The sequence below is a fragment of the Acinetobacter sp. genome, assembly GCF_036659555.1.
In the GTDB taxonomy this organism is placed as follows: domain Bacteria; phylum Pseudomonadota; class Gammaproteobacteria; order Pseudomonadales; family Moraxellaceae; genus Acinetobacter.
On record NZ_JAVXCI010000002.1, the window covers coordinates 33,439 to 60,262 of the forward strand.

A 26,824-nucleotide genomic window follows, 5' to 3' on the forward strand; every position below is an offset into this window, starting at 1 on the left:
AACACCCGGCGGCATGCGGCATTTCAATAATAAAACCGCAGAAACTTTAAATATTCAACACTTCCCGCCTCAAACCGCTGCGGATGGCCTGAACTCGCGGGATACGGTTTACTGTTTAAACATTTTAACTTTGGATCCAGGATACAGCGTGAAACTCGACCCCATTGACCCGCAGGAATTTACCCGGTACGCGGCCTATCAGGAAAAAAAGCGCACTCATTGGGAACGCTTTTTAGACAAAGTCAAGCCGCGCTCGGCCGCCATGCGCACCACCGTGCTGGTGCTTTCCGTCGTCTTCTTCAGCCTGTTCATGTCCCTGTGGTTTTTCTGGCGCACCCTGTACCTGCCGGAAATTCAGCAGCATGCGCGCTATCTCGCGCTGGAGCTGGAGGTGCTGAACAATCCTGAGCTGCGCATGTTCCACAACAATGCCGAAGTCGATATTGAGGACTGGCTGAAAAACCGCGTCGGGGTGGAATATGTCACTGACCCGAAGGAATACCCTTCAGTCCGGGAAAAAGTCATCGCCGAGTTCTTCACCAATCAGATTGAAGCAAAGCTGTCCAAAGAGCTGAAAATCGATCAGGCCACAGTGTACTTCCAGTTCAAGCCCAGCCCGCGCATTTGGGTGCAGACGCCGGAAATGAACGGCAACTGGGTGCGTGAGCCGCTGAAAACCTACGCCAACTACAGCCCGGAGCTGATTTTCGGCTGGCTGCTGGGCGTTCCGCTGATTTCCGCCGCCATCATTCTCACCCTGGTGCGCCAGCTGAACCGCCCGCTGAAGCGCCTGCAGGACGCCGCCAACAGCTACAGCAGGAGCGGAACCGCGCCTTATCTGGAAACCAACCACGGCCCGCAGGAAATCCGCGAAGTCAACCAGGCCTTCAACCACATGATTTACACTCTGGATCAGACCGAGCGCGACCGGCGCATCATGCTGGCGGGCATTTCGCACGACCTGCGCACGCCGCTGACCCGCATCCGCCTCAGCGCGGAAATGATGCCTGATGATGACTTTTTAAAAGAAGGGCTGATTTACGATGTCGAGGACATGGACGCCATCCTGAATCAGTTCATTTCCTTTATGCGCGACGGTTCAGATGAAGAGCCTCAGGATACCGACATCAATATGCTGCTGCAGGAGCTGATCATTCAGTTCAAGCCGCTGGATATCCGCTTTACGCCGCAGCAGCTGCCGGTCATTCAGGCCCGCAGCCTGTCGCTGAAGCGCCTGATCGGCAACCTCATCAACAACGCCAAGCGCTACGGCGCAGAGCCGATAGAAATTTCCGCGCAGGCCGATGATGAGCAGCTGCTGATCAGCGTGGCTGACCATGGCGAAGGCATTCCGGCGGATAAAATTGCCGACCTGATGCAGCCTTTTGTGCGCGGCAATGACGCGCGCACCGTGCAGGGCAGCGGCCTGGGCCTGGCCATCGTCAAGCGCATTGTCGATATCCATGAAGGCCAGCTTTTTATCCATAACCGCGCGCAGGGCGGACTGGAAGCGGTCATTTCACTGCCGCTGAAAAAGCAGCAAAGCGATGAGCTTTTAAACAGTGGCCCTTTGGGGAAAATCAAGCAAAGCCTGAGCGAGCATTTTTAGTACCTGTTCATATATTAAGCAAACAGGCTTTGATCACCCTTTAGTCAAGCCTGTTTTTTACATTAAAAAACAATAGATTAAAAATCATAAAAAATCCTTATACCCGCATTTTCTCAAAAAATTAGACCTTAGCCTAACAGGTATGCAAAATGGCTTTTTTGACCGGTACAATCCGTATCAGTTTTAAGAATTCCACGAGAGTAAAACATGTCTTTAGATCGCATTCGTTTAGCATCACTTCACGATAAAGTCATCAGCGCTGAACAGGCGGCTGCCTTTATCAAAGACGGCATGACAGTAGGCATGAGCGGCTTCACCCGCGCCGGCGAAGCGAAAGCTGTGCCTTTGGCGCTGGTTAAGCAGGCGCAGGCAAACCCATTGAAAATCACCCTGATTACGGGTGCGTCTTTAGGCAATGACCTCGACAAGCAGTTGACTGAAGCCGGCGTTCTTGCGCGCCGCCTGCCGTTCCAGGTTGACAACACCCTGCGCAAAGCCATCAACAAAGGCGAAGTGATGTTCATCGACCAGCATTTGTCTGAAACTGTTGAGCAGATGCGCAACCTGCAGCTGAAAAAACCGGATGTCGCGGTGATTGAAGCGGTGGCGATTACTGAAGACGGCGGCATCATTCCAACAACTTCTGTCGGCAACTCCGCCAGCTTTGCGATTTTCGCCAAGGAAGTGATTGTTGAAATCAACACCAATTTAAGCCCGGCGTTTGAAGGCCTGCACGATATCTACATTCCTTCATACCGCCCGACCCGCCAGCCGATTCCATTGACCAAAGTGGATGAGCGCATCGGCACAACAGCCATCAACATTGACCCAGCAAAAATCGTCGGCATCGTATTCAACAGCGAGCTGCATGACTCGCCGTCTACTGTGACTGAGCCGGATGATGAAACGCAGGGCATCGCCAACCACCTGATCGCCTTCTTTGAAAAAGAAGTGGCTGAAGGCCGCCTGCCTAAAGACCTTGGCCCGCTGCAAGCCGGCATCGGCTCTATCGCCAATGCGGTATTGACTGGCTTGAAAGATTCCAACTTTGAAGACCTGGTGATGTACTCTGAAGTGCTGCAGGACTGCACATTTGAATTGATTGATGCCGGCAAAATGAAATTCGCTTCAGGCTCGTCAATTACCCTGTCTGCAAAATACGGCGAAAAAGTCTTCAACAACCTTGAGCAGTACAAAGACAAACTGGTGCTGCGCCCGCAGGAAATTTCCAACCATCCTGAATTGGTGCGCCGCTTAGGCATCATCGGCATCAACACCGCGCTTGAATTCGATATTTACGGCAACGTCAACTCTACGCACGTCTGCGGCACCAAAATGATGAACGGCATTGGCGGTTCAGGCGACTTTGCGCGCAATGCGCACTTGGCGATTTTCGTGACCAAGTCGATTGCAAAAGGCGGCGACATTTCATCGGTTGTGCCGTTTGCCTCGCACATTGACCATGCAGAGCATGACGTTGACATTCTGGTGACTGAACAGGGCTTGGCTGACCTGCGCGGCTTGGCGCCGCGTGAACGCGCCCGCGCTGTCATTGACCACTGTGCCCACCCAATGTACCGCGATGCGCTGAACGACTACTTTGACCGCGCATGCGAGAAAGGCGGCCAAACGCCTCACCTGCTGCGCGAAGCGCTGTCTTGGCACATCAACTTTGAAGAAACCGGCCACATGCTGGCGCCGCAGCTGGAAGCGAAAACCGCTTAAGGCTGACTCAGTAAAAAACGCCCCGCGGGGCGTTTTTTTTATTCAGATCACATTTAAATTCATTCCGTTGAATTCTGCTTAAAATACATTTAAATATAATCCGGCAGGCTGCATCCATGCTTCAGCCGATCAGTAAGCGGTTATTTCTTTGGCCAGCGCCTCCCCCATTTGCCTCAGGCCGTCCACACTCAGCGAAAACTCAAGGACGCCGATGGACACCACGCCGCGCCTGATCTCCAGCCATATTTCCCCGCGCTCATCAGTGCGGAATGCCTGCGTCAGGGCGCTGATGCCGCCGCCGGCTTCCTGTCCGGAAATCTGGCGGATTTGATCTTGAACCTGAACGGGGGGCGCGCTGTCAGGGCTGGCAGCGGCGCTTCCGGCCTGGCCGGAAACCATGCGCAAGGCGCTGTCATCCAAATGCTCCAGCTCCCTGACCGGGTATGAAGCCATTGCGCGGCATGCGCCGCCCGCCAGAAGCAGGCAGAAAACAGTTTCTTTCACCATATACTTCTCCTTCGCTTCAAAGCGGAGCTGCTGCTGCAGCTCCGGCCTGATTTAAATTAGCACCTTTATGATTAATTAATAATCACCGCCGGTCTTTTATTTATTAGCTCCGGTAAACAATAGCGGCTGAAATGTGTGAAATAATCGGCACTTACAACCCTAAATAACTGTTTTTAAATATAAAAAATATAATCCATAAAAGGCAAAACGCAGCTTATTGTTAAAAATTTTTCAGCTGACGCCCCAGCCTGCAGCGCCAAGGCCATTGCTGCGCAATGCCGGCTGCCGGATGCAGCCCCGGAATGAATAAAACCGGCCCTATTCAGAATAATGCCAGTCAATTAAGAACTTTTTAATCCTTCCCTTACGCAGCAGTGCTGCTCACCTTTTTCAAAGGAGGGAGTATTTTTAAATTCAGGATAGTCTTGAATTCAAAAGCATTCCCCTCTTTACAAAAGAGGGGTTAGCGGAGATTTATCAATAAGTAATAATGAAATTACGCTTAATTGACTGACATTACCTCTTCAGAACCGGTTTCAGTCACTCAGCATCTTCAGCTTAAACAGCCCCTTAGCGGGTTTCAGCTTCCGGCAGATACTGCTTATGCTGAATAAAGCTGCGGTCGCGCGGCATTAAGCAGGTGCAGAGAATCGCGACCGCCGCCATGCTTAAAATATAGGCTGAAATCAGATGCGGGCTGCCGCCGCCGATGCTGAGCAATTTTGTGGCCACCATCGGCGCCAAGCCGCCGCCTAATACCCCGGCAAACTGCACCGAAATTGAAATGCCGCTGTAGCGGATTTCTGCAGGGAACTGGCGCGCAAACAGCTGCGCCTGCGGCGCATACATAATCGGAAACACCACGCCAATCGCCAAGACAATGGCCGTCCAGACCAGCACCGGATCTTTGGTATTGAGCATGCTGAAAAATGGATAGCAGTACAGCGCCAGCACCAGCAGGCCGAACATGAACATATTGCGCTGGCCGACTTTATCGGACAGATGCCCGCACAGCGGCGTCATCAGCATGATTGCGCCGGCGCCGCAAATCGTGGCGAACAGGATGTCCTGGCGCGGAATGCCCAGCTGCGTGGTGGTATAAGCCAAAGCGAAGGTCGACGCCATATAGAACCAGGCATTTTCAGCAGCGCGGGCGATAATAATCGTCAGCACTTGCTTCGGATGGTTTTTAAAGACCTGCAAAGCCGGCACTTTGATTTCTTCAGCCTTCGCCTTCACTTTTTCAAAATCAGGCGATTCAGGGACTTTCACCCGGATATACCAGCCCACACCCAGCAGCAGGATGCTCGCCAGAAACGGCAGGCGCCAGCCCCAGCTGAACAGGATAGGCTCCGGCATCAAGGAAACCAGCCATAAAGCCATGGAAGCCAGCATCAGCCCGCCGCCGGCGCTGGCCTGCGGCAGGCTACCCCAGAAGCCTTTTTTGCCTTCGGGCGCATGCTCCACCGCCATCAGCACGGCGCCGCCCCATTCGCCACCCATGGCCATGCCCTGCACAAAGCGCAGGATGACCAGGAGGAAAGCCGCCCAATAGCCGATTGATTCATAAGTCGGCAGCAGGCCAATCAGCACCGTCGGCACTCCCATCAGCAGCAGGGTCAGCAGCAGCATGGACTTGCGCCCGACTTTGTCACCGAAGTGGCCAAACACAATGCCGCCCAGAGGCCGCCCGATAAAGCCGACCGCATAGGTCGCAAAAGCCGCCAGCACGCCCGACAGCGGGTCTAAGTTAGGGAAAAACAGCTTATTGAAAATCAGCGCCGCGGCCGCGCCATAAATGAAAAAGTCATACCATTCTATCGTCGTGCCCACCATGCTGGAGATTCCAGCCAGGCGGTGGGAGGGCTTGCGCTGCTGCGCTGTTCCTTGAACCTGCTCCATATTTACCTCTCTTCCATAGGCGGCAATATTTTTATTTAAAATCCATGCTGGACTTCTTTCACAAGTCACTTTTTAAACAATATTTAATTCACAATAGGAATTCCCCCTCCTTTTAAGGAAACTTGCTCTGAATACTGCTCATAGTGATGATTTTATTAAAAAAATCCCCTCATCCTAACCTTCTCCCTGAGCCATATATGGCGAAAGAGAAGGAACTTTCAATATTAATTTCACTGCCAATTAATAATCACTTGTTGATTTATGAAAGAGCGCTGCTGTTCATTTTATTATTTTCAGAGCGCGAATTTCCTCCTGCTGATCCGAGTTCAAAGTCCGCTGCGCCTGTTCAGCTGCGGCGCTATGAAATAGCGGTTAAATTGTCAATGATGCTGGCCAGCTTGAGATTGCCGGACTGCCATTTAGGCTGCTTGTCTTTGTCAATCAGCAGCGCGCGCACGCCTTCCATCAAATCGCCGTGCTCAAACCAGATATCCTGCAAATCGCGCTCCAGCTGCATGCACTGTTCCAGCGCCAGCCCGCGTCCCGCCTGCTGCAGCTTCAGGCTGCCCTGCTTGGCGACCAAAGAGCGCTGCTGCAGAATGCTGAGCGTCCGCGTGGCCCAAGCCTGATGCGCCGGATCGGCTTCATGCGCCAGGCTGTCTTCAATTTCCTCAATGCTTTGATGGGAAAAGTGCCGGTGAATAAGGTCTGACAAAGCCCTGAGCTGGCTGGCCTCCGGAGCGGTAATAAAGCGCGAAATCAGCTGTTCAATCTGCCCTTTACTAAGGTCTGGAGCCGCGGCGATGGCGGCCAGCAATTCATCCAGGCGCTCGCCCGGCACATGATAGTCAATCAGGTCAAGGTACAGCGCATCGCTGCTGCTGATCTGCTCGCCGCTGACGGCCAGATACACGCCCATGTCATCCAGCCGCGACAGGAAATGCGTGGCGCCGACATCCGGGAAAAAGCCGATCGCGGTTTCAGGCATCGCAAAGCGCGATTTTCCGCTGCTGACTAAAATATGGCAGGCCTGCGCCAAGCCCAAGCCGCCGCCAAGCGCATAGCCGTCCAGCAAGGCCAGCACCGGTTTCGCATACTGGCGGATGGCACGCAGCATCGCGTATTCGGCAATGAAATACTCGCGGTAATCGCTGCTGCCACTTTTATAGGCATCATACAGATAGCGGATGTCGCCCCCGGCGCAAAAGGCTTTGGGGCTGCTGGAATTGATTAAAACCGCCTGGATGCTGGCGTCACTGCGCCAGCGCTCGAATTGCGCGCGGATGCCTTCAATCATCTGCATGGACAGGGCATTTAAATGGCTGGGGCGGTCCAGGGTAATAATGCCCAAAGCCCCCTGCACCGTGATGATTAAGTTATTTTCATGCTTCATGATCTGCTTCCCGCCCTTTATTGATTGGAAAATTCAGCGGCGCGCTTTTCGATGAATGCCCGCATCCCTTCCTTTTGATCCTGAGTGGCAAAAACCGAATGGAAGGTGCGGCGCTCAAAACGCAGCCCTTCCGCAAGGCTTACTTCAAAAGCGCGGTTAATCGACTCTTTGATCATCATGACCGCGCTCAGGGATTTTTCAGCAATTTTTTCCGCCGCCTGCAGGCTTTGCTGCAGCAGTTCCTCTTTTGGGAATACCCGCGCCGCCAGTCCGCTCTGTTCCGCTTCGGCAGCGCCCATTTGCCGCGCGGTCAGGCACATTTCCATCGCCTTGGCTTTGCCCACCGCCAAGGTCAGGCGCTGCGTGCCGCCGATGCCCGGAAGCACGCCTAAGGTGATTTCAGGCAAAGCGAATTTGGCGTTGTCGGCGCAGTAGATAAAGTCGCACATCAGGGCCAGCTCGCAGCCGCCGCCCAGCGCATAGCCGCTTACCGCAGCCAGCAGGGGCTTGCGGCGCTGCGCAATCCGGTCGGCCAGGCTGAAGAAATCATCAAAATAGATATTGGGAAAATCCAGTTCCGCCATTTCCTTAATATCCGCGCCGGCGGCGAAGGCTTTTTCTGAACCGGCCAGCACAATGCAGCCAATTCCCGGGTCTTTTTCCAGTTGGTCCAGCGCCTGATTGATCTCGCTGATCAGTTCAGTATTCAGCGCATTCAGCGCCTGCGGGCGGTTTAAGGTAATCAGCCCCACGCCGTTGTTCTTTTCCAGCAAAATTGTTTGCCATGCCATCATCTTTCTTATCCTTATTTCACTTATAAGCTGCGCGCAATCACCAGGCGCTGAATGTCGCTGGTGCCTTCATAAATCTGGCAAATCCGCGCATCGCGGTAAATCCGCTCTATCGGGAAATCTTTTAAATAGCCGTAGCCGCCGAAAATCTGCAGCGCCTGCGAGCATACGCGCTCGGTCATTTCCGAGGCGAACAGCTTGGCCATTGAGGCTTCCGTCAGGCAGGGCCGGCCGGCTTCCTTTAAGCGCGCCGCATGGTGAACCAGCTGCCGGGCCGCCTCAATTTCGGTGGCCATGCTGGCCAGGCGGAAGGAAATCGCCTGCTGTTCAAAAATCGGCTTGCCGAAAGCGCAGCGCTCTTTGGCATAGCGCGCAGCTTCGGTCAAGGCGGCGCGGGCCAGGCCGACCGCTTGCGCGCCAATGCCGATGCGCCCGCCTTCCAGATTGGCCAAGGCGATTTTCAAGCCGTCGCCTTCCTTGCCCAGCATCAGGCTTTTGTGAATGCGCACATCGGTTAAAGCTATCTGGCAGGTATCCGAGGCGTGCAGCCCGAGTTTTTCTTCCACCCGGATCACTTCATAGCCGGCGCTGTCGCGCGGAACTAAAAAGGCGCTCAGGCCTTTTTTTCCCGCGCCCGGGTCAGTCACGGCAAAGACGATAATGACCCCCGCGTTATGCCCCGAGGTAATAAACTGCTTGGCGCCATTTAAAATGTAGTCATCGCCGTCCTTCACCGCGCGCGTTTTGATGGCGGCCGCATCGGAACCGGTGTGCGGCTCGGTCAGCGCAAATGCGCCGATCATCCGGCCCTGCGCCAGCGGCGTTAAAAAGCGCTGCTTCTGCTCATCCGTGCCGAATTTCAAAATAGGCACGCAGCCGACGGAATTATGCACGCTCATAATCGCCGAGGTCGCGCCGTCGGCAGCCGCCACTTCTTCCAGCGCCAGAACATAGGCCAGATTGCCGGTGTCGGAACCGCCCCACTGTTCAGGCACCAGCATGCCCATAAAGCCCAGCTCGCCCATCTGCTGCAGGGCCTGCGCCGGAAAAATGCCTTTGGCGTCCCATTCGCTGGCGCAGGGCTTGATCTGCTCCTGCGCAAAGCTCCGCGCCATATCCTGAATCAGTACCTGTTCTTCGGTCAGCTGCATAAATTCATTCCTTTAAATTGCTGTATTAAATTGCGCTGCCGGCGCCCTGCTGCTTGCTGATTTCCTGATTGCGCAGCAGAAAGCGCTGTATTTTGCCGCTCGGGGTTTTCGGCAGCTCCGCCACAAATTCCACCAGCCGCGGATAGGCATGCGCGGAAAGGCGCCTTTTCACAAACTGGCTCAGCTCTTCAGCCAGATGCGCAGTCGGCTCCAGCCCTTTGGCCAGAATAATAAAGGCCTTCACCACTTCGGTGCGCTCCGGGTCAGGCACGCCAACCACCGCGGCCTCAATCACCGCATCATGCTCCAGAAGGGCGCTTTCCACATCAAAGGGGCCAATCCGGTAGCCGGAGGTGGTAATCACATCATCGCTGCGCCCGACAAAGCTCATGCTGCCGTCGGCATGGATTTCCGCAGTGTCGCCGGTTAAGTAATAATGCCCGATAAACGGCGATTTCCGGCTTTCCTTATAGCCGCCGAACCACATCATCGGCGACTGATTCAGGTCGATGGCCAGAATGCCCGGGGTATCCTCCGCCAAGGCATTGCCCTGCGCGTCAATCACCGCAATTTTATAGCCGGGGCTGGCAAAACCGGCTGCGCCGGCGCGGATGGCGTGCTCAAGGCCGTGATGATTGCACACCACCATGCCGACTTCCGTCTGGCCGTAATGGTCATAAATCGGCGCGTCCAGAAGCTGGTCAAACCAGCGGATCACTTCAGGGTTCAATGGTTCGCCGGCGCTGCTGACGCGGCGGAACTGCCCGCGCAATGCGGCCATTTTCTGCGGGTCGGCGGCCATCATCATGCGGTAGGCGGTTGGCGCGCCGGCAAGGTTAGTCACCTGATAATCCTGCACAATCTGGCAGAAGCTGTCGATGCTGAAGCCGCCTTCGTAAAACAGGGTGGCATGGCCCAGCAGCAGCGGGCCGGTAATCGCATAGTACAATCCATATGCCCAGCCCGGGTCTGCAATATTCCAGAAGGCATCATCTTCCGCCAGCCCCACAGCGTCCTGCATATAGCGGCCAAAAGCAATCAAGGCCTTGAGCGGCACTTCCAGCGGCTTGGCCAGGCCGGTGGTGCCTGAAGTAAACATCAGCAGGAAAGGGTCATTGATGCTGCGCATGGTGAGTTCGCACTGCTCCGGCTGCGCATCCAGCGCCTGCCAGAAATCAATGTCGCCTTCAGGCAGGCCTGAGCCATCTGCAGCCGCCACAGTAATAATGGCCGGACAGTCCGCCACTTCATCCAGCTTGCTGCGGTTGCCCATATCGGTCACCACAAACTTGCTTTGCGCCAGCTGCACGCGGTGCTCAATGGCTTTGGGGCCGAAAGCGGTAAATAGCGGCTGGTATACGGCGCCGATGCGCCAGGCCGCCAGAATGGTGATCACCAGCTCGGCTGTGCGCGGCAGCAGCCCGGAAACCCGGTCGCCGGCTTGCACACCTTGCGACTTCAGGTAATTGGCGAATTGGCTGGCGCGCTGCTGCAGCTGCTTAAAGGTGTACTGTTCCCTTCGCCCGTCAATGCCTTGCCAGTAGATGGCCACTTTGTCCGACGCCGCGTGGCGGTCGCAGCATTCATAGCAGGCATTCAGCGCATCCAGCGAGCCTGAAAGCAGCTGGGCCGCCGCCTTATTCAAGTCAAATTCTTGAGCAGCTTCTTGATATTTCAACATAATTTCAACCTCAGTCTAGCGTTGTTCTTATTCACGACAGAGTTTTTATTTTTTCAAGCGGCCATCCTCTGGCCCGGTCCGGCAGTCAGCCCGCATGCGGCTGATACTGCTGGATTACGCTTGAAAAGTCCAAGTGGCTGCTGCCTTTCAGGCACAGCTGCTGGTAAATCTGCTGCACCAGCCCGCCCAGCAGCACCGGCTGCTTGGCCTGCGCCGCCGCTTCAATCGCCAGGCCTAAGTCCTTCAGCATCAGCTGATTGGCGAAACCGTCCTGATAATCGCGGCCGGCAGGCGCATTTTCACTGATGCCCGGCCATGGATTGCAGACTTCCGAACTCCAGCAGCGCCCGCTGGAACTGTTGACCACGCCGGCCAAAGCCTGAGGGTCAATGCCCAGTTTTGCGCCCAGCGCCATGCCTTCAGCCACCGCGGTCATCGAAATGCCTAAAATCAGGTTATTGCAGATTTTTGCGATTTGGCCAGCGCCGACCGCGCCGCAGGACACTGTATTCTTGCCCATTAAGGCCAGAATCGGCTGCGCAGCCGCATAGGTCTGCGCGTCCGCGCCCACCATAAAGGTCAGGGTGCCGGCTTTGGCGCCAATCGTGCCGCCTGAAACCGGCGCATCGCAGACCTGAATGCCCTGCTGCTGCGCCTGCGCGGCGATGTCTTTAATGGTCTGCGGGTCAATGGTGCTGCAGTCGATGCATAGGCTGCCGGCCTGCAAAACCGCCAGCACGCCCTCTTCGCCCAGGTACACTTCGCGCACATGCTTGGCTGCCGGCAGCATGGTAATGACAATATCAGCCTGCCGGGCGGCCGCCTGCGGGCTGCCGCAAACCACTCCGCCGCCGGCTGCGAAATGCTGCAGCGCCTTTTCACTTAAGTCATAGCCAAAAACATTTTCCCCGGCTTGCAGCAGATTCTGCGCCATGGAGCTGCCCATGTTGCCCAGGCCAATAAATGCAATATTCATGCTCGCTCTCCTTAGCGCAGATTAATCGTGGTATTGACTTCGGCGGTTTCCTGCGTGTCTTCAAACCAGCGGCTGGTCACGGTTTTAGTCTGGGTATAGAACTGCACCGCCTGCTTGCCGTAGGGGCCTAAATCGCCGAGTTTTGAGCCGCGCGAACCGGTAAAGCTGAAGAACGGCACTGGAACCGGAATTGGAATATTGATGCCGACTTGGCCGATATTGATCTGATGCTGGAAAGTGCGCGCCGTGGCGCCGCTTTGCGTGAACAGGCCAACGCCGTTGCCGAATGGATTGGCATTCACCAGCGCAATGGCTTCCTCCAAAGTATCAACGCAGATGATTGCCAGCACAGGCCCGAAAATTTCTTCCTTATAGATGCGCATATCGGCAGTCACCTGGCTGAAGATGGTCTGGCCGACAAAGTTGCCCTGCTCATAGCCTTCAACCTGCACGCCGCGGCCATCCAGCAGCAGCTTGGCGCCTTCCGCAACCCCGCTGCCGATTAAATCCAGCACCCGCTGCTTGGCGCGCGCTGAAATCACCGGGCCGATATCGGTATTCGGCTCATGGCCGGCATTGACGCTGAGGGTTTTGGCCTTTTCCACCAAGGCCTCAATCCAGTTTTTGCTTTCGCCCACCATCACCGCAACAGACAAGGCCATGCAGCGCTGTCCAGCCGCGCCGAAAGCCGCGCCAACCAAGGCATTCAGGGTCTGCTCCTTATTGGCGTCCGGCATGACCACGGCATGGTTTTTGGCGCCCATCATCGACTGCACGCGCTTGCCATGCTGCCCCGCCAGGTTGTAGACATGGGTGCCGACATGAGTCGAGCCGACAAAAGAAATGGCCTGAATATCCTTGTGCGTGCACAGCATATCCACCACTTCCTTGCCGCCATGCACCACGTTTAAAACCCCGGCCGGCACACCGGCCTGCACTGCCAGCTCAACCAGCATCATGGTTGAAAGCGGGTCCTGTTCAGACGGCTTCAGCACAAAGGTATTGCCGCAGGCAATCGCCATCGGGAACATCCACAGGGGAATCATTGCCGGAAAGTTGAATGGCGTAATGCCTGCGCACACCCCCAAAGGCTGCTGCAGGGTATAGGTGTCCACGCCGCGCGCCACGCCTTCGGTATATTCGCCCATCTGCAGGGTGCCAATGGAGCAGGCATGCTCAACCACTTCCAGCCCGCGCTGAATATCGCCTTCGGCATCCGCTAAAGTCTTGCCCTGTTCTGCCGTCAATACTTTGGCAATCTCTTTGGCATTGGCCCGGATCAGCTCCTGAAGCTTCAGCATAATGCGCATGCGCGCCTGAATCGGCGTCTGGCGCCAGTCCGCAAAGGCGTTCTGCGCCGCCGCAATGGCCGCGTTCACCTCATCCGGCGTGGCGAACGGCACCCGCCCCAGCACTTCCTGCGTTGCGGGATTGACAATATCCTGCCACTGCTGCGTTTTTGATTCGACAAATTCACCGTTAATTAAAAGCTGCGCATTATTGAGCTGTATTTTATGAACCGCGTTCATGGCCTCTCCTTGGGTCATCATTTTTATTGTGCTTGCGCCGGCAGGCATCATCATCATGGCGCTGCCTGCCGCTGCGTTAAAATCAGACTAGCAAATATCCCTTTGACCACCTACGCAAATTAGTGCACGATCAATGTGCGAATTTGCACAGGATGTGGCAATACAATGAAAATCGACTGGGATCATTTACACTTTTTTCTGGTCTTGGCGCGCGCCAGAACCCTGACCAGCGCAGCCCGGATTATCGGCGTCGAACACAGCACCGTGGCCCGGCGCATTCAGGCGCTGGAGCTGGCTTTAGGCACGCAGCTGTTCAGGCGCGAAGCCACAGGCTACGAGCTGACGCTGGAAGGAATGGCGCTGGTGCCGCGCATTGAACAGATGGAGCAGGCCTATCTGCAGATTGAAAAGCCGCACAATCCGCTGGAAGGCCGTGTGCGAATCGGCGCACCCGAAGGCTTCGGCACGGCGTTCCTTACCGGGCTGCTGGTGGCGTTTTCCCGGCACTATCCGTCCATTACCATCGACCTGATTCCTGTGCCGAAAATGGTCAAGCTGTCGCACCGCGAAGCCGATATTGTCATTTCAATTGACCGCCCGAAATCAGGCCCCTACATCATCACCCGCCTGACCGATTACTGCCTGAAGATTTACGGAAGCAAAGCCTATCTGGCGGCCTCCCCAGCCATTCGCAGCCTTGAAGACTTAAATCAGCACCGCTTTGTGAATTATATTGATGACTTGATTTACAGCCCGGAGCTGTACTGCCTGGAGCGCCTGCCGCTGCAGCTCACTGCAAATTTCCGCAGCAGCAGCATACTGGCGCAGCAGCTGGCGGTAAGCGCCGGCGCAGGGCTGGCGATCCTGCCGAAATTTTTAGCCGAAGACAAGCCGGAGCTGGAGCAGGTGCTGCATCCGCAGATCCGCTTTACCCATACCTTCTGGATGCTGACCCTGGTCGATCTGCAGCATGAGCCGAGGATTAAGCTGGTGTGGGATTTCCTGCGCAAGCAGGTCGATGCGCAGCAGCATTTATTAATGGATTTAAGCGCCGCCTAAACGCGCTGCCGGCTGAAAAATGCGTGATGAAAGCGCGCCAAAACAGCAGCATGCACTTTTCCGGCCATTCCCGCTTTAAATTTTCCGCGCAGCCCCCATCTATCCCCCAAGCAAGAAATAGAGATAGCGCATGCGTGTAGATATTTGGTCTGATGTGGTTTGCCCATTTTGCTATATCGGCAAAAAACGCCTGGAATCGGCGGCTGCCGAGGCTGGGGTAGAACTGGAAGTGCATTGGCACAGCTTTCAGCTGGATGCAGATGCGCCGGCACGCCAGGAAATTTCCAACTCGGAGCGCCTGGCGCAGAAATACGGCCGCACGCTGGCGGAAGTCGAAGAAATGCAGCGCAATATCGCCGCCATGGCGCAGCAGGAAGGCATTCAGTTCAACTGGGAAAATGCCAATTCCGGCAATACCTTCAATGCGCACCGCATTATTCATTTGGCGCAAAGCAAAGGCTTAGGCTCCGAAGCGGAAGAAGCATTTTTCTTCAGCTACATGACCCAGGGCTTGGCCATCGGCGAACGCGAAACGCTGGAAGATGTCGCTTCACGGATTGGCTTAAATCCGGTTGAGGTGGATGACTTGCTGGACTCTGACCAGTATGCCGACTTTGTGAAATTTGATCAGGAAGTGGCCCGCGACCAGCTGAAAGTGACCGGCGTGCCTTTCTTTGTCTTTGATCAGCGCATCGCTTTGGCCGGCGCGCAGCCGAAAGAAGTGTTCCTGCAGGTGCTGGAAAAAGCGCAGGAAGCGCCGGCGGCGGATAATGCGCCGCAGTGCGCGGATGACGCCTGCGACCTGCCTGAAAAATAGCCGCCTGCCGGGCTTAAGCCCGGAAAGCTGGACAGCGTTAAGGACGGATTGCCGCATGCCGCGGCAATCCGTCCTTTTTATTTGGCCTGAATTCCTCATGCACGCGGATCTCTGCATTCAGCGCATATTCCAGTTCATCCACCTGACGCTGAACTCAGCGCTGCCTGCAGCAGAGCCAGCCATGGGCTGGGCTACTGAAAATTCGCCAGCAGAAGGAGCATCCCCAGCAGGCTCAGCAGCGAGCCAATGATTCTATTGACGGCAGCCTGCTGGCTCAGCATTTTCCGCCACAATACCGCGGATGAAAACAGCACGGCAACAGCTGAAAACCATGCCAAGTGGGCAAAAGACATGAATAGGCCATAGCCTAAAAGAACTATTTTTGGCGCGCTCAGGCTAACAATCTGGGTATAAATGCTGATGACGAATAAAGCCGTCTTCGGATTTAATGCATTGGTAAAGAACCCATATTTTAAAGACTGCATTGCATTTGCCTTCAGGCTTGAATCCAGTTCGGCTGCGGGAGCCTGAGAAAAAGCTTTATAGCCGATATAGATCAAATAGGCAGCCCCAATAGGCTTCATCAGCGTGAGCAGCTGCGGGAGCCGCTCCAGAATGAAAGCTGCAGCCGTCACTGCATAAGCCGCATGGAATAATACGCTGAAGGCGATGCCCAGTGCAGTAAGCACGCCGATTTTACGGCCATACAGATAACTGTTTTTGGTGACGATGGCAAAATCTGCGCCGGGGCTGATCACAGCGAGCAGAGTAATGCCGGCTGCAGCCGTAAGCTCCCCCATCAGCTATTCCCTTTGTTCATGCTATATTGCAGTTTAAGCTGCGCTGCCCTGCTGGCAGAAAGGGCCTGAATTGAATTCCGGCTGTCTTTCTCAATAAAATTGCAATAAATAAGGATATTTTTCATATATTTAAGTCTGACATGCAGTTTAAGACAGGCTTATTCTGCAGCAATTTCAAAAAATTAAAATTGAATAAATTTCCGCACAGATGATGAGTTTTTGGAATGATAGAAAAAGTATCTTTGAATTCACTGAAGTTTTTTTACTTTGTTGCGACATTTGGCAGCGTCACCCTGGCCGCGGAAAAATTATTCGTGACGCAAAGCGCTGTCAGCAAGCAGATTAAAAATCTGGAAGAGAATATCGGCATAGCGCTATTTGAGCGCTCGAATAAGCTGCTTCTTCTGACCCCAGAGGGCAAACTGCTGCTGAGCTGCTGCCAAAAAATTTTCAGCCAGCTGGAAATGTGCCTGATTGACTTAAATCAAAAAAACGCCGAAAAAAATCAATTGGTTTTATCATGCGAACCGACCCTTGCCATGAAGTGGCTGATTCCGCGCTTATCCAAATTTCAGGCGCTTAATTACGGCTTCAATATTGTTTTATTCACCGGCGGCGGCGCAGTAGATTTTGACAAAAGCGGCATTGATCTTGCCCTAAGGCGCGATGATTTCGCCTGGAGCAGAAGCATCTTCAGTGAGAAATTGGCTGATGAATATATTGTTCTGGCGAAAAGCCGGAAAATGGAAATGAGTCAAACTCTTCTGGTTTCAAAATCCAGACCGGACTTCTACAGAAAATTATATAAAAACAAGGCAATGCATAAAATTATTGCCGGCTGCCCAGTCATCGAGTTTGAGCATTTCCACCTCTGTCTGGAAGGATGCCTTTCCGGCTTAGGATCAACCGTTATTTCAATTTATATGATCGAAAAAGAGCTTGAATATGGTTTTTTAGCCAATATGGCGCCAGCTTTTAAAGACGGCTCGGCCTATCACCTTCTGTCCAATACTCCTTTTGAGCATGACTGCCGGAAAGCCATGTTCATGCAGTGGCTGAAAAAAGAGATGATGGACAGCCAGGCTAAAATACTGGCGCTTCAGCCATAAGCGCCAGCTACTGCGCAACCGCAAAGCCCTTTGCCGGGCGCCTGAATGCTTAGCTCCATCCTGATCTGCAGCTTACAAACCGCAGCCTGTTTTTACATGCGCAGGACAGCGCGCCGCCGGATTCTCCGCTAAGCTGGAAACTCCTTTTTCCATCAGCCATCGAGAGCAATATGACCACAGAGACTCCATCATCTGCTTTAGAGCCAGCTCAGCAGGATTCAGCGGCGCATTCGGCATGCGCAGCCAAAGCTTCCAGATTTTCCCCGACCCTGAAAGGCGCACTGATTGGCGCTGCGGCCGGCAGCATCCTTCCGGTTTTCGGCACATTCAGCGGCGCGGTCATCGGCGGCATTGCGGGCAAAATCTATCAGAAAAAATGCGCTAAAAAGCGGTAGCTTGCGGCGCTGCATGAAAAATCAGAAGTGGCCTAATTGCGCTTAGGCCGCCTAGAATAAATACTCTAATATATTGTTTTATAAAAATAAAAAATATCAAACTTATCCAATCTTGCCGGATTGATCATTTTTAATTGCTTATTTTTTGATATTATTTTCATGAATTTTAGCGCATTAAAGCGCGTCTCCCCATCCAGCCGAGCTGGGCTTTCTTTTGGAAAGGATAAAGCAATGAACACCCTGAAATCTGTATCCGCTGCCGCTGTCATGGCGCTTTCTGCAACTGTGTCCGCGCAGGTTGTGCATGTGCCGGATTTCCCGGTGAAAAAAGCAGCGCCGGCGCAAGTCGCCGCTGCTGACAGCAAAGCGCCTGCTTCCGCGCAGGGCACTGTAAAATCTGAAAAAGCAGCTTAACTTTAAAAGCGCGCTTTTCCAGCAGAAAAAAGCAGACAGGCTAGCAGCCTGCCTGCTTTTTTATTTGCGCTGGTTTTTTCCCGGCAGCAAGCGCGCCCGGCGCCTCATGCGTGAAAGGCTGCTTCTTTCTTAAAGCTTGGATTTTTTGTCATTTTTTTCATCCCTGCGTCAAAATCTGACGTTTTTTTCATGTATTTTTTGCTGAAAACCCTATAATCAATGCAACTTTATTTATTCTTCCATGCACATAGGTTTTCCTATGCAAGAACTTCAAGCGCTTATACAGGGTAAAATTTCGCCTCAGGCCGTCAGCATTGATTACCTGATTGAAATGGCTGAAAAATATCAGCAGCCCAATTCTGCAGAATATAAATTAGTGGAGCTGGCGGTCAATATCGTCTTAGCCGGGCATTTAGAAAAAGCGCAGAAATTTCTTTAGGGGACAGGTCTGAATGAATGCGTTAGAAAAAGCGCTGCTCATTAAGGAACTGCACGATTTAATTGATAATTTAGAACATCGTGCCTTATCTTTCTATGAAATCGCCAGCTCAAAAAAAAGAATCCATAATATTTTCGCCTTATGCGATGAAGCTATTTTTCACAAGCAGCTGTTAGCGTACAAGGCGCTGACCGACCCGCATGCGGCAGCCCATGCCTTTGCCGACAGCACGCCATTCTCTCAAAGCTTCCGCGGCTATTTCAGCGCTGAACAGGCGCTGGAAGATGCCCTGTATGCAGCGCCGGAATCCGGCTGGGCCTTTCTGCATCCGCCGCGTGAAGGCTGGCAGATCTGGCTGATCCCCGCGCCCGGGCGCACAGCATTGATCAGCGCCTGGGGCAGCTTTGAACCGTGCTATGCCTGGCTGCTGGAACAGCAAAAACACTATGCCTGCCTGCGCAGCAATGCAGAACTCCGCGAACGCGCTGCAGCGGAAAACCTTGCAGCGGCAGCGCTAACCTTAAGCCCGGAGCCGCCTAAGCAGCGCCCGGAGCCTGCGCTGAATTGCAATGCAGCAGATGCCGAAGCGCCTGATTTGACAGCCAGCGGCGCAGCCTGCAGCGGAAATGCAGCGCCAGTTCCTGAGTTTTTACAACTGAAGCAATGGACTGCACAGCTTCATGCTTTGCCTCAGCCGGAAGCCCGGCTGCAGCGCCTGTATGCCCTGGAACTGCCCGGCGCGCCTGAAATTTCCCAGCATGCCGACATGCTGCTGCACTGTTCAGAACTGGACAGCTGGCAAAGCCGCCCGGCCTATATTGCCGAACAGGTCAACCCTCAAGGCCGGTTCATTAAGCATCTGATTCTGCTCGGCGCGGTGGATGCCATGCAGGCTGTGCGCATGGCGCAGCTGTTCAGCAGCCAGTTTCAGCATGATATCGCCGCCCTGAAGGAAATTGGCTGGGAACCGCTCAGCGCATGCCTGACGCATGCGGACGCGCTGTTTAAATGCAGCAATGAGCAGGCTGAGGCCGTATGGCAGGCTGAAGGCTATCATCCCTTCATTCCTGCGCATTTTATCCATACCCGGAAATTCATTCAGTTTGCCGAACAGCAGGCCAGCAGCGGCACGCCGCTGCTGCTGCTGGAAGAGCGCCAGAAAATCCGCGTGATTCACGGCGAAAACCGGCTGGCGCTGTCCAGAACAGAGCAGGCCTATCCGCACCTGCTGCTGCACAGGCGCCACGGCCTCAGCTGGCAAATGATTCAGTCGATTATTGCCGGGCTGGCCCAGCCGGTGGATGTCATGGAATTACATGAGGCAATTCAGCAGCATATTTCCAATTAAATAGTATTATTATTGCAGCTTATCCTTGCTTTTTGACTGAAAATTATACAAAACTACAGCTGAGCAGAGGATATATATAAGAGCTTTAAAACATGCCAAAAATCAGAATCAGCTTTGCCAAAAAAATTTTCATATCCGCCATACTGGGGATGGCCTGCAGCGCTGCTTCGGCCAATGAAGCGGCAGCGCCTGCGCAGAATGCAGAAACAAGTCCGGCGCAGGACAGCACTGGCCAAGGAATTTTATTTCAAATTCCGCGGGTGATTGATGCCGTGCCGACTTGGCTGCCGGAACAGTCAGATCAGGGCATCACCCCGCCTACCGATCAGACCGAAGACGGCACATGGAGCGACCGCCAGCAAAAAGGCATCCGCAACTGGGCAGATAGAACCGCCAATAAAATGGACAACTGGTTCGGCGAGCCGGACCCGAAGAAGCCCGCTTCTGCGACCTTGCGCGTGATTGTCGACAACCGCTGGAATAAGCATGACGGCTATGACATCAAGCCGCGCATCCGGGGAAAGCTGAAGCTTCCGGCGCTGGAGCGCAAAGTCAGCCTGGTCTTCGGGGATGACAGCCTGGATAACGAACTGGCAAACAGTGTCGCCATCAGCAATGAAAACGCCGCCGGCCAGCCGGACAAAACCGTGGACGGCCAGCGCGCAAAAGAAGACAACAGCTCATTGGCGCTGCGCTGGTCAAAGCTGTCCAAGCATATTCCTTTTGACACAGATCTGGACTTAGGCGTGCGTTCCGGCGATGACATCTACCTGCGCCTGAAAGCCAAAAAGAACTGGACGCTGCAAAATGACTTTTCACTGCATGCTGAACAGATGTACCGCTACGGCGTCGACAGTGAAAACTATCTGCGCACCAACATTGAGCTGACCCATGCCCGCCCCAATCAGCCGATCCTGTCCAATCAGCTCAGCCTGACCTATGCCGACGCGCAGGACGATGATTTAAACTGGGACAATTTCATTTTCCGCCAGCATCAGTTTTTCCACGGCAACACCTTCAGCTACGGCCTGTATACCGGCGGCTTCCTGGACAATAAAGACCTGCGCCTCAACAGCTACGGCCCATTCATTTCATGGCGCCAGCCTTTTGTCAGGGAATGGTTTTTCATTCAAGGTGATCTCAATTACCTGAATGACCGCCGCGCGGACCGCAGCCATTTCATTGGCGCCTCAGTGCGTTTAGAAGCGCTGTTTTAATCAGCGCCCGCCCATAAAAAAAAGCCTCCTGACGGAGGCTTTCTGTTTTACTTTTGCCGCGGCATTATTGCAGCAGCAGGCTGTTCACCCGCTTAATGTAGGCAGCCGGATCTTCCGGCAGGCCGCCTTCAGCAATTAAAGCCTGATCAAAAATCACGTTGGCCAAATCGTCAAACTGCGCTGCGCTTTCCAGTTTCTGCACCAGCGGATGCGCCGGGTTGATTTCCAGAATCGGCTTGCTTTCAGGCACAGGCTGGCCCGCCTGCTGCAGCAGGCGGATCAATTGTGGCGAAAGCTCGCCCTCGCCGGTCACCAGGCAGGCCGGGGAATCGACCAGACGCGTGGTGACGCGCACTTCCTGAGTTTTGCCCTTCAATGAATCGGACAGCTTGTCCACCACAGGCTTGAACTGCTCGGCTGCCTGCTCCAGCGCCTTTTTCTCTTCGGCATCCTGCAGGTCGCCTAAATCCACAGCGCCTTTGGCTACATTCTGCATCGGCAAGCCGTCGAATTCATTGACGAATTCCATCGCCCACTCATCCACGCGGTCAGACATCAGCAGGACTTCAATGCCTTTTTTCTTGAACAGCTCCAGCTGCGGCGAGTTCTTGGCAGCGTTCAGGCTGTCTGCCGTCACATAATAAATGGCTTTCTGGCCTTCTTTCATGCGGGCTTTATAGTCCGCCAGCGATGTTTCCGCTTCATCATTGACAGAGCTGGAAAAGCGCAGCAGCTTTAAAATGCGCTCACGGTTGCCGAAGTCTTCGCCCAGGCCTTCCTTCAGCACGGCGCCGAATTCCGCATAGAAGGTTTTGAATTTTTCCTGATCTTTTTCATCTTCAGACTTCGCCAAGCTGTCCAGCAGATTCAGAATACGGCGCGCATTGCCTTCGCGGATGGTCTTCACATCGCGGCTTTCCTGCAGCAGCTCGCGGCTGACATTCAGCGGCAAGTCCGCGCTGTCCACAACACCCTGCACAAAGCGCAGGTAGTTCGGAATCAGATTGTCGGCATCATCCATAATAAACACGCGCTTCACATACAGCTTGATGCCAGCTTTGGCTTCGCGGGTAAAGATGTTGCTGGGCGCTTTGCCCGGAATATACAGCAGCTGGGTATATTCGGTGCTGCCTTCAACCCGGTTATGCGTCCAGGCCAGCGGCGCATCAAAATCATGGCTCAAGTTTTTGTAGAATTCAGTGTACTGTTCATCGCTGATTTCACTCTTGCTGCGGGTCCACAAGGCGCTGGCGGAGTTAATCGCTTCCCATTCATCAGTCTTCACATACTGGCCGCCCTTCGGCGCTTCACCCTCAGCAGCCTCTTCCTCCTGCCAGACTTCTTTCTGCATTTCAATCGGCAGGCTGATATGGTCTGAATACTTATTGATGATCTGCTTAACTTTTTGCGCTTCCAAATACTGCAAAGCATCATCGCGCAGATGCAGGATAATGTCTGTTCCACGTGAAGCCTTGTCAATCTGCTCCACTTCAAATTCGCCGGTGCCAGCGCTGATCCAGCGCACGCCTTCAGAGGCCTCCAGACCCGCGCGGCGCGATTCGACGGTAATTTTATCGGCGGCGATAAAACCCGAATAAAAGCCCACGCCAAACTGGCCAATCAGCTGCGCATCCGACTTCTGGTCGCCAGTCAGCTTAGACATAAAGTCCTTGGTGCCGGATTTGGCGATGGTGCCGAGGTTGTCAACCGCTTCCTGCTGGCTCAGGCCAATGCCGTTGTCAGAAATCCTGATAGTTCTGCTGTCTTTATCCAAAATCACGCGGACATGCAGCTCCGGGTCATTTTCATAATATTCAGGATGATTAATGCCTTCAAAGCGCAATTTGTCGCAGGCGTCGGATGCATTGGAAATCAGTTCGCGCAGGAAAATTTCAGGATTGGAATACAGTGAATGGGTCACCAAATGCAGCAGCTGAGCCACTTCTGCCTGAAAGCTGTGTTTTTGCGCGTTTTGCTCGCTCATCAGTTACTCCTTAAATTCATAGAACAGTGTTTTTATTGACTGTTATATGAATGGAGCAGCTTTGCAGATTTTCAATGCCGGAATGGATAAAATTTAACGGCTAAAATGGCCCCTGCCTATAAATCCGTTCCATATACAGATCCAGCTTCTGCTGGCGCATCCTGTAAACGTCGCTCAGGCAGCTGAAGTTATCGCGGCACTGATCACGCAGCTGCAGCCATTTGAGCTGCTGCTCTTGAATCTCGCCCCGCGTTCCCATCGGCACCAGGCGCTTAATAATGCCGTATGTCACAGCCATTTTCACATCCGCATCATTCAATGCGCGGTGGCCGCACACGGCATGCTCGGTCAGAGTTTGCGCCTTCGCGCAGTCAAAGCTGGCGGCCTGCGCCGCAAAGCCGGCGGCGCACAAACATGCTAAAGCGGATAATTGTCCTATTTTCATTGCTGCGCTTCCTGAATATTATTCTGATTGATTTTCTATACTGCCTCAAGCCGGCAGCATTTTCAGCTGCGGATTCAACCGGCAGCATAATTTTACCATTTGTTATAATTTTATTTTAGCCGATAAAAAACCCCACCGGGAAGATGGGGCCTTTGCGCTGATTAAATTCTGGAAATTAGAACTTGTAGCTGTAGCCGATTGTGTAAACCCACGGATTCACTTCCAAATCGCCTAATTTTACTTTCGTGCCGTCTGGAGTTTTTGCAGTTAATTCAGTTTTTACATTTGCATAACGCACATCTGCAAATACACCCCAGTTTTTCGCATCCGCCGGCTGGAAATTAAAGCCGACTTGGCCAGCAACACCGTAAGCTATATCCGCATCTAAACTTTCAGCGCCAGTCGCATCTTTAGTTGTTTGAGAAAGTGTTTCATCCCACGGCACAACAACTGTCGCGCCGACACCTACATATGGCGTAAAGCGGGTCGAGTTTTTAAAGTTATACTTTGCTGTAATTGTCGGCGGCAAATGCTTGAATGATGCTGCATCATCAATTGCCCCAATGTTTACATCATGCTTCAAAGGCGCTGCCAATAACAGCTCTACTGAAAGAGGCGAGTTAGCAAAAATATATTCAATAGAAGGCGTGAAATTTATCTCGTTGCTTACTTCCGCTTTCATGGCAGCAGAACCGCCAGCTGCCAATGGAATATTCAGAGTGCCGTTATCATCGTTTTGCGGCGCTAAAGCAGAACCGCCAATTTTCACCTGCCACTGACCAGCCATCGCAGAAGCAGACATCCCCAATAATGCAATAAAAGCAGCTTGTTTTAACATTTTAAACAACCTTCTAGAATGAATAATTAAATATTAAACAATTGTTTCAATACTATGCAACATTATTAATTTACTTTATTTTTATTATTTTATATCTATTTGTTTATAATCATCATTTATTTTAAACCCAGCCCACAGCTTGGTTTTATTTTTATAATATTTATTATAAATACATATTTAAATACCGACAGTTTTAATCAAGTTTAATAATGCGTTATTTTATTTTATACCAACCTTTTTAATCAGAATTGATAATAAAAAAGGCGATTTTAAAATCGCCTTTTTTTCATTTTAGAGCACCATGGCGGCGATCCAGCCGAAAATCAGCAGCGGGATATTGAAGTGGATGAAGGTTGGAATAACCGTATCCCAGATATGGTCATGCTGGCCGTCAACCCCCAAGCCGGCTGTCGGCCCCAAAGTCGAATCGGAAGCCGGCGAGCCGGCATCGCCCAAGGCGGCAGCGGTGCCGATCAGCGCCACGGTTGCCAATGGGCTGAAGCCGAACTGCACGCACAGCGGCACGTAGATGACCGCCAGAACCGGCACGCTGGAAAAGGATGAACCGATGCCAATGGTGACAAACAGGCCAATAAACAGCATCAGGAAAGCCGCCAGCGCATGGTTGCCGCCAATGATATGCACTACGCCGTTCACCAGCTGATTAATGTCGCCCGTTGCAGTCATCACCGAGGCAAAGCCGGCGGCGGAAATCATAATGAAGCCGACCAGCGCCATCATGCGCATGCCCTGCACAAAAACATCATCGGCATCCTGCCATTTGAAAATTCCAGCGCCGGACAAGACTGCAAAACCGACCAGGCCGCCCAGAATCATGGAGCCTGAATACAGCTGCGCGACCAAAGTCAGCACAATCGCCAAAAAGGCCATCAGCATGGTTTTTTTGGCAATGACCGGCGCTTTTTCCGCTTCCTGCTTTAATTCTTCCGCGTCGTCCGCCAGCAGCTGCACATCGCCGGCGCGGACCGGCTTATCCAAATCTATCGCGGTTACGCGCGCCACGGCGCGGTCGGTGTAGATGCGCGGCTTGCGGTAGCTGACAAAGACCGCAAACAGCATGCCCAGCAGCATGCCCAGCACAGGAATCGCCATGCCTGCCGGCATCATCCAGCGCTCTACATGCAGGCCGTAGGCTGCGCCAATTTTATTGATGTTGCCCATCAAAATCTGTTCAAGGAAAATGGCGCCGAAACCGACCGGCAGGAAGATGTAGGTCGCCACCAGGCCCATGGTCATGACGCAGGCCGCTGCGCGGCGGTCCAGTTTCAGATGGTTCATCACCTTCAGCAAAGGCGGCACCAGCACAGGAATAAACGCAATATGCACAGGAATCAAGTTCTGCGAGCAAACCGCGGCGACCAGCAAAATGCCCAGCAGCAGATACTTCACCTTGGTGGCGCGGGCCTGAGTCACTTCAGCGCCGAGCATGCCGATCAGCTTATGCGCCAGCAGATCCGGCAGGCCGGATTTCGACAGCGCCAAGGCAAATGCGCCCAAAACCGCATAGGCCAGCGCCACTTCGGCGCCGTCGCCTAAGCCGGCATTAAAGGCATTAATGGTGTCTGACAGGCTCAGTCCTGCGACCAAACCGCCAACAATTGCTGAAATGACCAAAGTCAAAACAACAGAAACTCGCGCCATGGAGAGTATAAACATCACGGCAATCGCAATTACTACGGCATTCATGAATAAATTTAGGGGAAGACGAAAAGCCGCCATTTTAGCAGATTAAAAAATCTTAAACTGTAATTTGATCAGCTTTCGGTCAGGCCTGCGCCGGGCTGCGGAAAAATCCGCGGTTCAGTTCTTCCGCGCAAAATCGCGGATGCAGCCCGCAATCGCTTCGGGCTGGCTCAGCACCGCCCAATGATTGGCATCCACATCTACGCGGGAAAACTGCTCTGCCCATTTCGGCATTTCATCAATCAATGCCGGGCTGACAAACTGATCGCGCTTAAGCACCACCGCCTGCACCGGGCAAACTGCATAGCGCGCGCGCGGCTTCAGCAGGCGCGGGGTAAAATTGGCGCGGTACAGCCCGACGCCGTATTTGCCGTCTCTGGCAATACTGGCATTTAAAGGCAAATCCGCGCTGCTTTCCAGCCGGGCGACAATTCTGCGCCAGCGTTCCGGACTGAAAAATCGCCAGGCAGCCGGCGCCAGAAACGGCAGCTGAAAAGCAGCGATGTACCAGGACTTGCCCAGCTGCCGGAAAAACGCCGCCTTTTCATGCCTGAATTGCCCGCGCATCCAGAAGGCCGCATGGTCCAGGCACGGCCCTGAAATTGTGGTATAGGATAAAATCCGCCCCCGGAACCGCGCGTCCGTAACAGATTCCCAGGACTGAATGGAACCCCAGTCATGGGCCGCCAGATGAAAGCTCCGGCTGCCCAATAGCGCATGCGCCACGCTGGCCAGATCCGCAGACAGCTGCTCCAGCCGGTAATCCTTGACGCGCCTGGGCGCAGAGGATTGGCCCGCGCCGCGTACATCATAAGTCACGACAAAAAAATCCTGAACTAAGTGCGGAATCACCCGCTCCCAGACTTCCTGATGATCAGGATAGCCATGCACCAGAATCAGGGCGGGATTGCGGCCATCGCCCCAGCTTTTCACATACAGCCTTTGCTGATCGGCCGTGTTGACCCATTGCGCGCGCGCATCCATATGGCAT

24 protein-coding genes are annotated in these 26,824 nt (G+C 53.5%); 10 read left to right on the plus strand and 14 right to left on the minus strand.

All coding sequences use genetic code 11. From position 1 onward, the window contains the following. Window positions 1-148 precede the first annotated feature (148 nt). Both RSA72_RS00605 and RSA72_RS00610 read left to right on the plus strand, forming a co-directional pair. Entirely contained in the window at window positions 149-1,609 is a 1,461-nt protein-coding gene (locus tag RSA72_RS00605; protein ID WP_332621689.1) for an ATP-binding protein, read from the plus strand. Between the two features lie 207 nt (window positions 1,610-1,816). Beyond that, on the plus strand, window positions 1,817-3,334 hold the full coding sequence (locus RSA72_RS00610; RefSeq protein WP_332621690.1) for an acetyl-CoA hydrolase/transferase family protein: 1,518 nt from the start codon (window positions 1,817-1,819) through the stop codon (window positions 3,332-3,334). A 129-nt stretch (window positions 3,335-3,463) separates the two neighbouring features. Here the strand turns inward: RSA72_RS00610 and RSA72_RS00615 are convergent, their stop codons facing one another. From RSA72_RS00615 to RSA72_RS00650, 8 genes are all read right to left on the minus strand, one after another. Then, complete coding sequence (locus RSA72_RS00615) at window positions 3,464-3,841, minus strand: hypothetical protein (RefSeq protein ID WP_332621691.1); 378 nt, start codon at window positions 3,839-3,841, stop codon at window positions 3,464-3,466. Between the two features lie 570 nt (window positions 3,842-4,411). After that, a complete protein-coding gene (locus RSA72_RS00620) occupies window positions 4,412-5,743 on the minus strand; it encodes an MFS transporter (protein WP_332621693.1) in 1,332 nt (443 codons plus the stop codon). 358 nt (window positions 5,744-6,101) lie between these two features. After that, window positions 6,102-7,136, minus strand: a complete 1,035-nt coding sequence (locus RSA72_RS00625) for an enoyl-CoA hydratase/isomerase family protein (protein WP_332621695.1) — start codon at window positions 7,134-7,136, stop codon at window positions 6,102-6,104. Between the two features lie 17 nt (window positions 7,137-7,153). Next, window positions 7,154-7,927, minus strand: coding sequence for an enoyl-CoA hydratase (locus tag RSA72_RS00630; protein WP_332621714.1), 774 nt, complete (start codon window positions 7,925-7,927; stop codon window positions 7,154-7,156). Between the two features lie 23 nt (window positions 7,928-7,950). Continuing rightward, window positions 7,951-9,078 carry an acyl-CoA dehydrogenase family protein gene (locus tag RSA72_RS00635; protein WP_332621696.1) on the minus strand — a complete coding sequence of 376 codons (1,128 nt, stop codon included), beginning with the start codon at window positions 9,076-9,078 and terminating at the stop codon, window positions 7,951-7,953. A 25-nt stretch (window positions 9,079-9,103) separates the two neighbouring features. After that, window positions 9,104-10,759, minus strand: coding sequence for an AMP-binding protein (locus tag RSA72_RS00640; protein ID WP_332621697.1), 1,656 nt, complete (start codon window positions 10,757-10,759; stop codon window positions 9,104-9,106). Between the two features lie 85 nt (window positions 10,760-10,844). After that, window positions 10,845-11,735 (minus strand): 3-hydroxyisobutyrate dehydrogenase, encoded by an 891-nt coding sequence (mmsB, locus tag RSA72_RS00645; RefSeq protein ID WP_332621699.1) that lies wholly within the window; start codon window positions 11,733-11,735, stop codon window positions 10,845-10,847. 11 nt (window positions 11,736-11,746) lie between these two features. Beyond that, window positions 11,747-13,264: a CoA-acylating methylmalonate-semialdehyde dehydrogenase gene (locus tag RSA72_RS00650; protein WP_332621701.1), complete on the minus strand. Its 1,518-nt coding sequence runs from the start codon at window positions 13,262-13,264 to the stop codon at window positions 11,747-11,749. Between the two features lie 165 nt (window positions 13,265-13,429). Between RSA72_RS00650 and RSA72_RS00655 the strand changes: the two genes are divergently transcribed. After that, window positions 13,430-14,323, plus strand: a complete 894-nt coding sequence (locus RSA72_RS00655; RefSeq protein WP_332621702.1) for a LysR family transcriptional regulator — start codon at window positions 13,430-13,432, stop codon at window positions 14,321-14,323. Between the two features lie 130 nt (window positions 14,324-14,453). After that, entirely contained in the window at window positions 14,454-15,140 is a 687-nt protein-coding gene (locus tag RSA72_RS00660) for a DsbA family oxidoreductase (RefSeq protein ID WP_332621703.1), read from the plus strand. Between the two features lie 191 nt (window positions 15,141-15,331). Here the strand turns inward: RSA72_RS00660 and RSA72_RS00665 are convergent, their stop codons facing one another. Next, the gene (locus RSA72_RS00665) at window positions 15,332-15,940 is read right to left on the minus strand and encodes a LysE family transporter (protein WP_332621704.1); all 609 of its coding nucleotides are present in this window, start codon (window positions 15,938-15,940) and stop codon (window positions 15,332-15,334) included. Window positions 15,941-16,164: 224 nt separating this feature from the next. Here RSA72_RS00665 and RSA72_RS00670 point away from each other — a divergent pair, with 224 nt between their 5' ends. From RSA72_RS00670 to RSA72_RS00695, 6 genes are all read left to right on the plus strand, one after another. Then, the gene (locus tag RSA72_RS00670) at window positions 16,165-17,049 is read left to right on the plus strand and encodes a LysR family transcriptional regulator (protein ID WP_332621705.1); all 885 of its coding nucleotides are present in this window, start codon (window positions 16,165-16,167) and stop codon (window positions 17,047-17,049) included. Between the two features lie 170 nt (window positions 17,050-17,219). Continuing rightward, the gene (locus tag RSA72_RS00675) at window positions 17,220-17,444 is read left to right on the plus strand and encodes a glycine zipper domain-containing protein (RefSeq protein WP_332621706.1); all 225 of its coding nucleotides are present in this window, start codon (window positions 17,220-17,222) and stop codon (window positions 17,442-17,444) included. A gap of 231 nt (window positions 17,445-17,675) precedes the next feature. Next, complete coding sequence (locus RSA72_RS00680) at window positions 17,676-17,858, plus strand: hypothetical protein (protein WP_332621708.1); 183 nt, start codon at window positions 17,676-17,678, stop codon at window positions 17,856-17,858. Window positions 17,859-18,117: 259 nt separating this feature from the next. After that, a complete protein-coding gene (locus RSA72_RS00685; protein WP_332621709.1) occupies window positions 18,118-18,297 on the plus strand; it encodes a hypothetical protein in 180 nt (59 codons plus the stop codon). Between the two features lie 13 nt (window positions 18,298-18,310). Further along, window positions 18,311-19,645, plus strand: a complete 1,335-nt coding sequence (locus RSA72_RS00690; RefSeq protein ID WP_332621710.1) for a hypothetical protein — start codon at window positions 18,311-18,313, stop codon at window positions 19,643-19,645. Between the two features lie 92 nt (window positions 19,646-19,737). Beyond that, window positions 19,738-20,862, plus strand: a complete 1,125-nt coding sequence (locus RSA72_RS00695; protein ID WP_443098263.1) for a hypothetical protein — start codon at window positions 19,738-19,740, stop codon at window positions 20,860-20,862. A 64-nt stretch (window positions 20,863-20,926) separates the two neighbouring features. On the opposite strand, the gene htpG is transcribed toward RSA72_RS00695, so the two are convergent. From htpG to RSA72_RS00720, 5 genes are all read right to left on the minus strand, one after another. Next, on the minus strand, window positions 20,927-22,846 hold the full coding sequence (htpG, locus tag RSA72_RS00700; protein WP_332621711.1) for a molecular chaperone HtpG: 1,920 nt from the start codon (window positions 22,844-22,846) through the stop codon (window positions 20,927-20,929). A gap of 100 nt (window positions 22,847-22,946) precedes the next feature. After that, window positions 22,947-23,291, minus strand: coding sequence for a lysozyme inhibitor LprI family protein (locus tag RSA72_RS00705; protein ID WP_332621712.1), 345 nt, complete (start codon window positions 23,289-23,291; stop codon window positions 22,947-22,949). 175 nt (window positions 23,292-23,466) lie between these two features. Beyond that, a complete protein-coding gene (locus RSA72_RS00710; RefSeq protein WP_332632632.1) occupies window positions 23,467-24,129 on the minus strand; it encodes an OmpW/AlkL family protein in 663 nt (220 codons plus the stop codon). A 291-nt stretch (window positions 24,130-24,420) separates the two neighbouring features. Next, on the minus strand, window positions 24,421-25,836 hold the full coding sequence (locus tag RSA72_RS00715; RefSeq protein ID WP_332623146.1) for a Na+/H+ antiporter family protein: 1,416 nt from the start codon (window positions 25,834-25,836) through the stop codon (window positions 24,421-24,423). A 114-nt stretch (window positions 25,837-25,950) separates the two neighbouring features. Continuing rightward, a complete protein-coding gene (locus tag RSA72_RS00720; RefSeq protein WP_332623145.1) occupies window positions 25,951-26,817 on the minus strand; it encodes an alpha/beta fold hydrolase in 867 nt (288 codons plus the stop codon). Window positions 26,818-26,824: the final 7 nt, after the last annotated feature.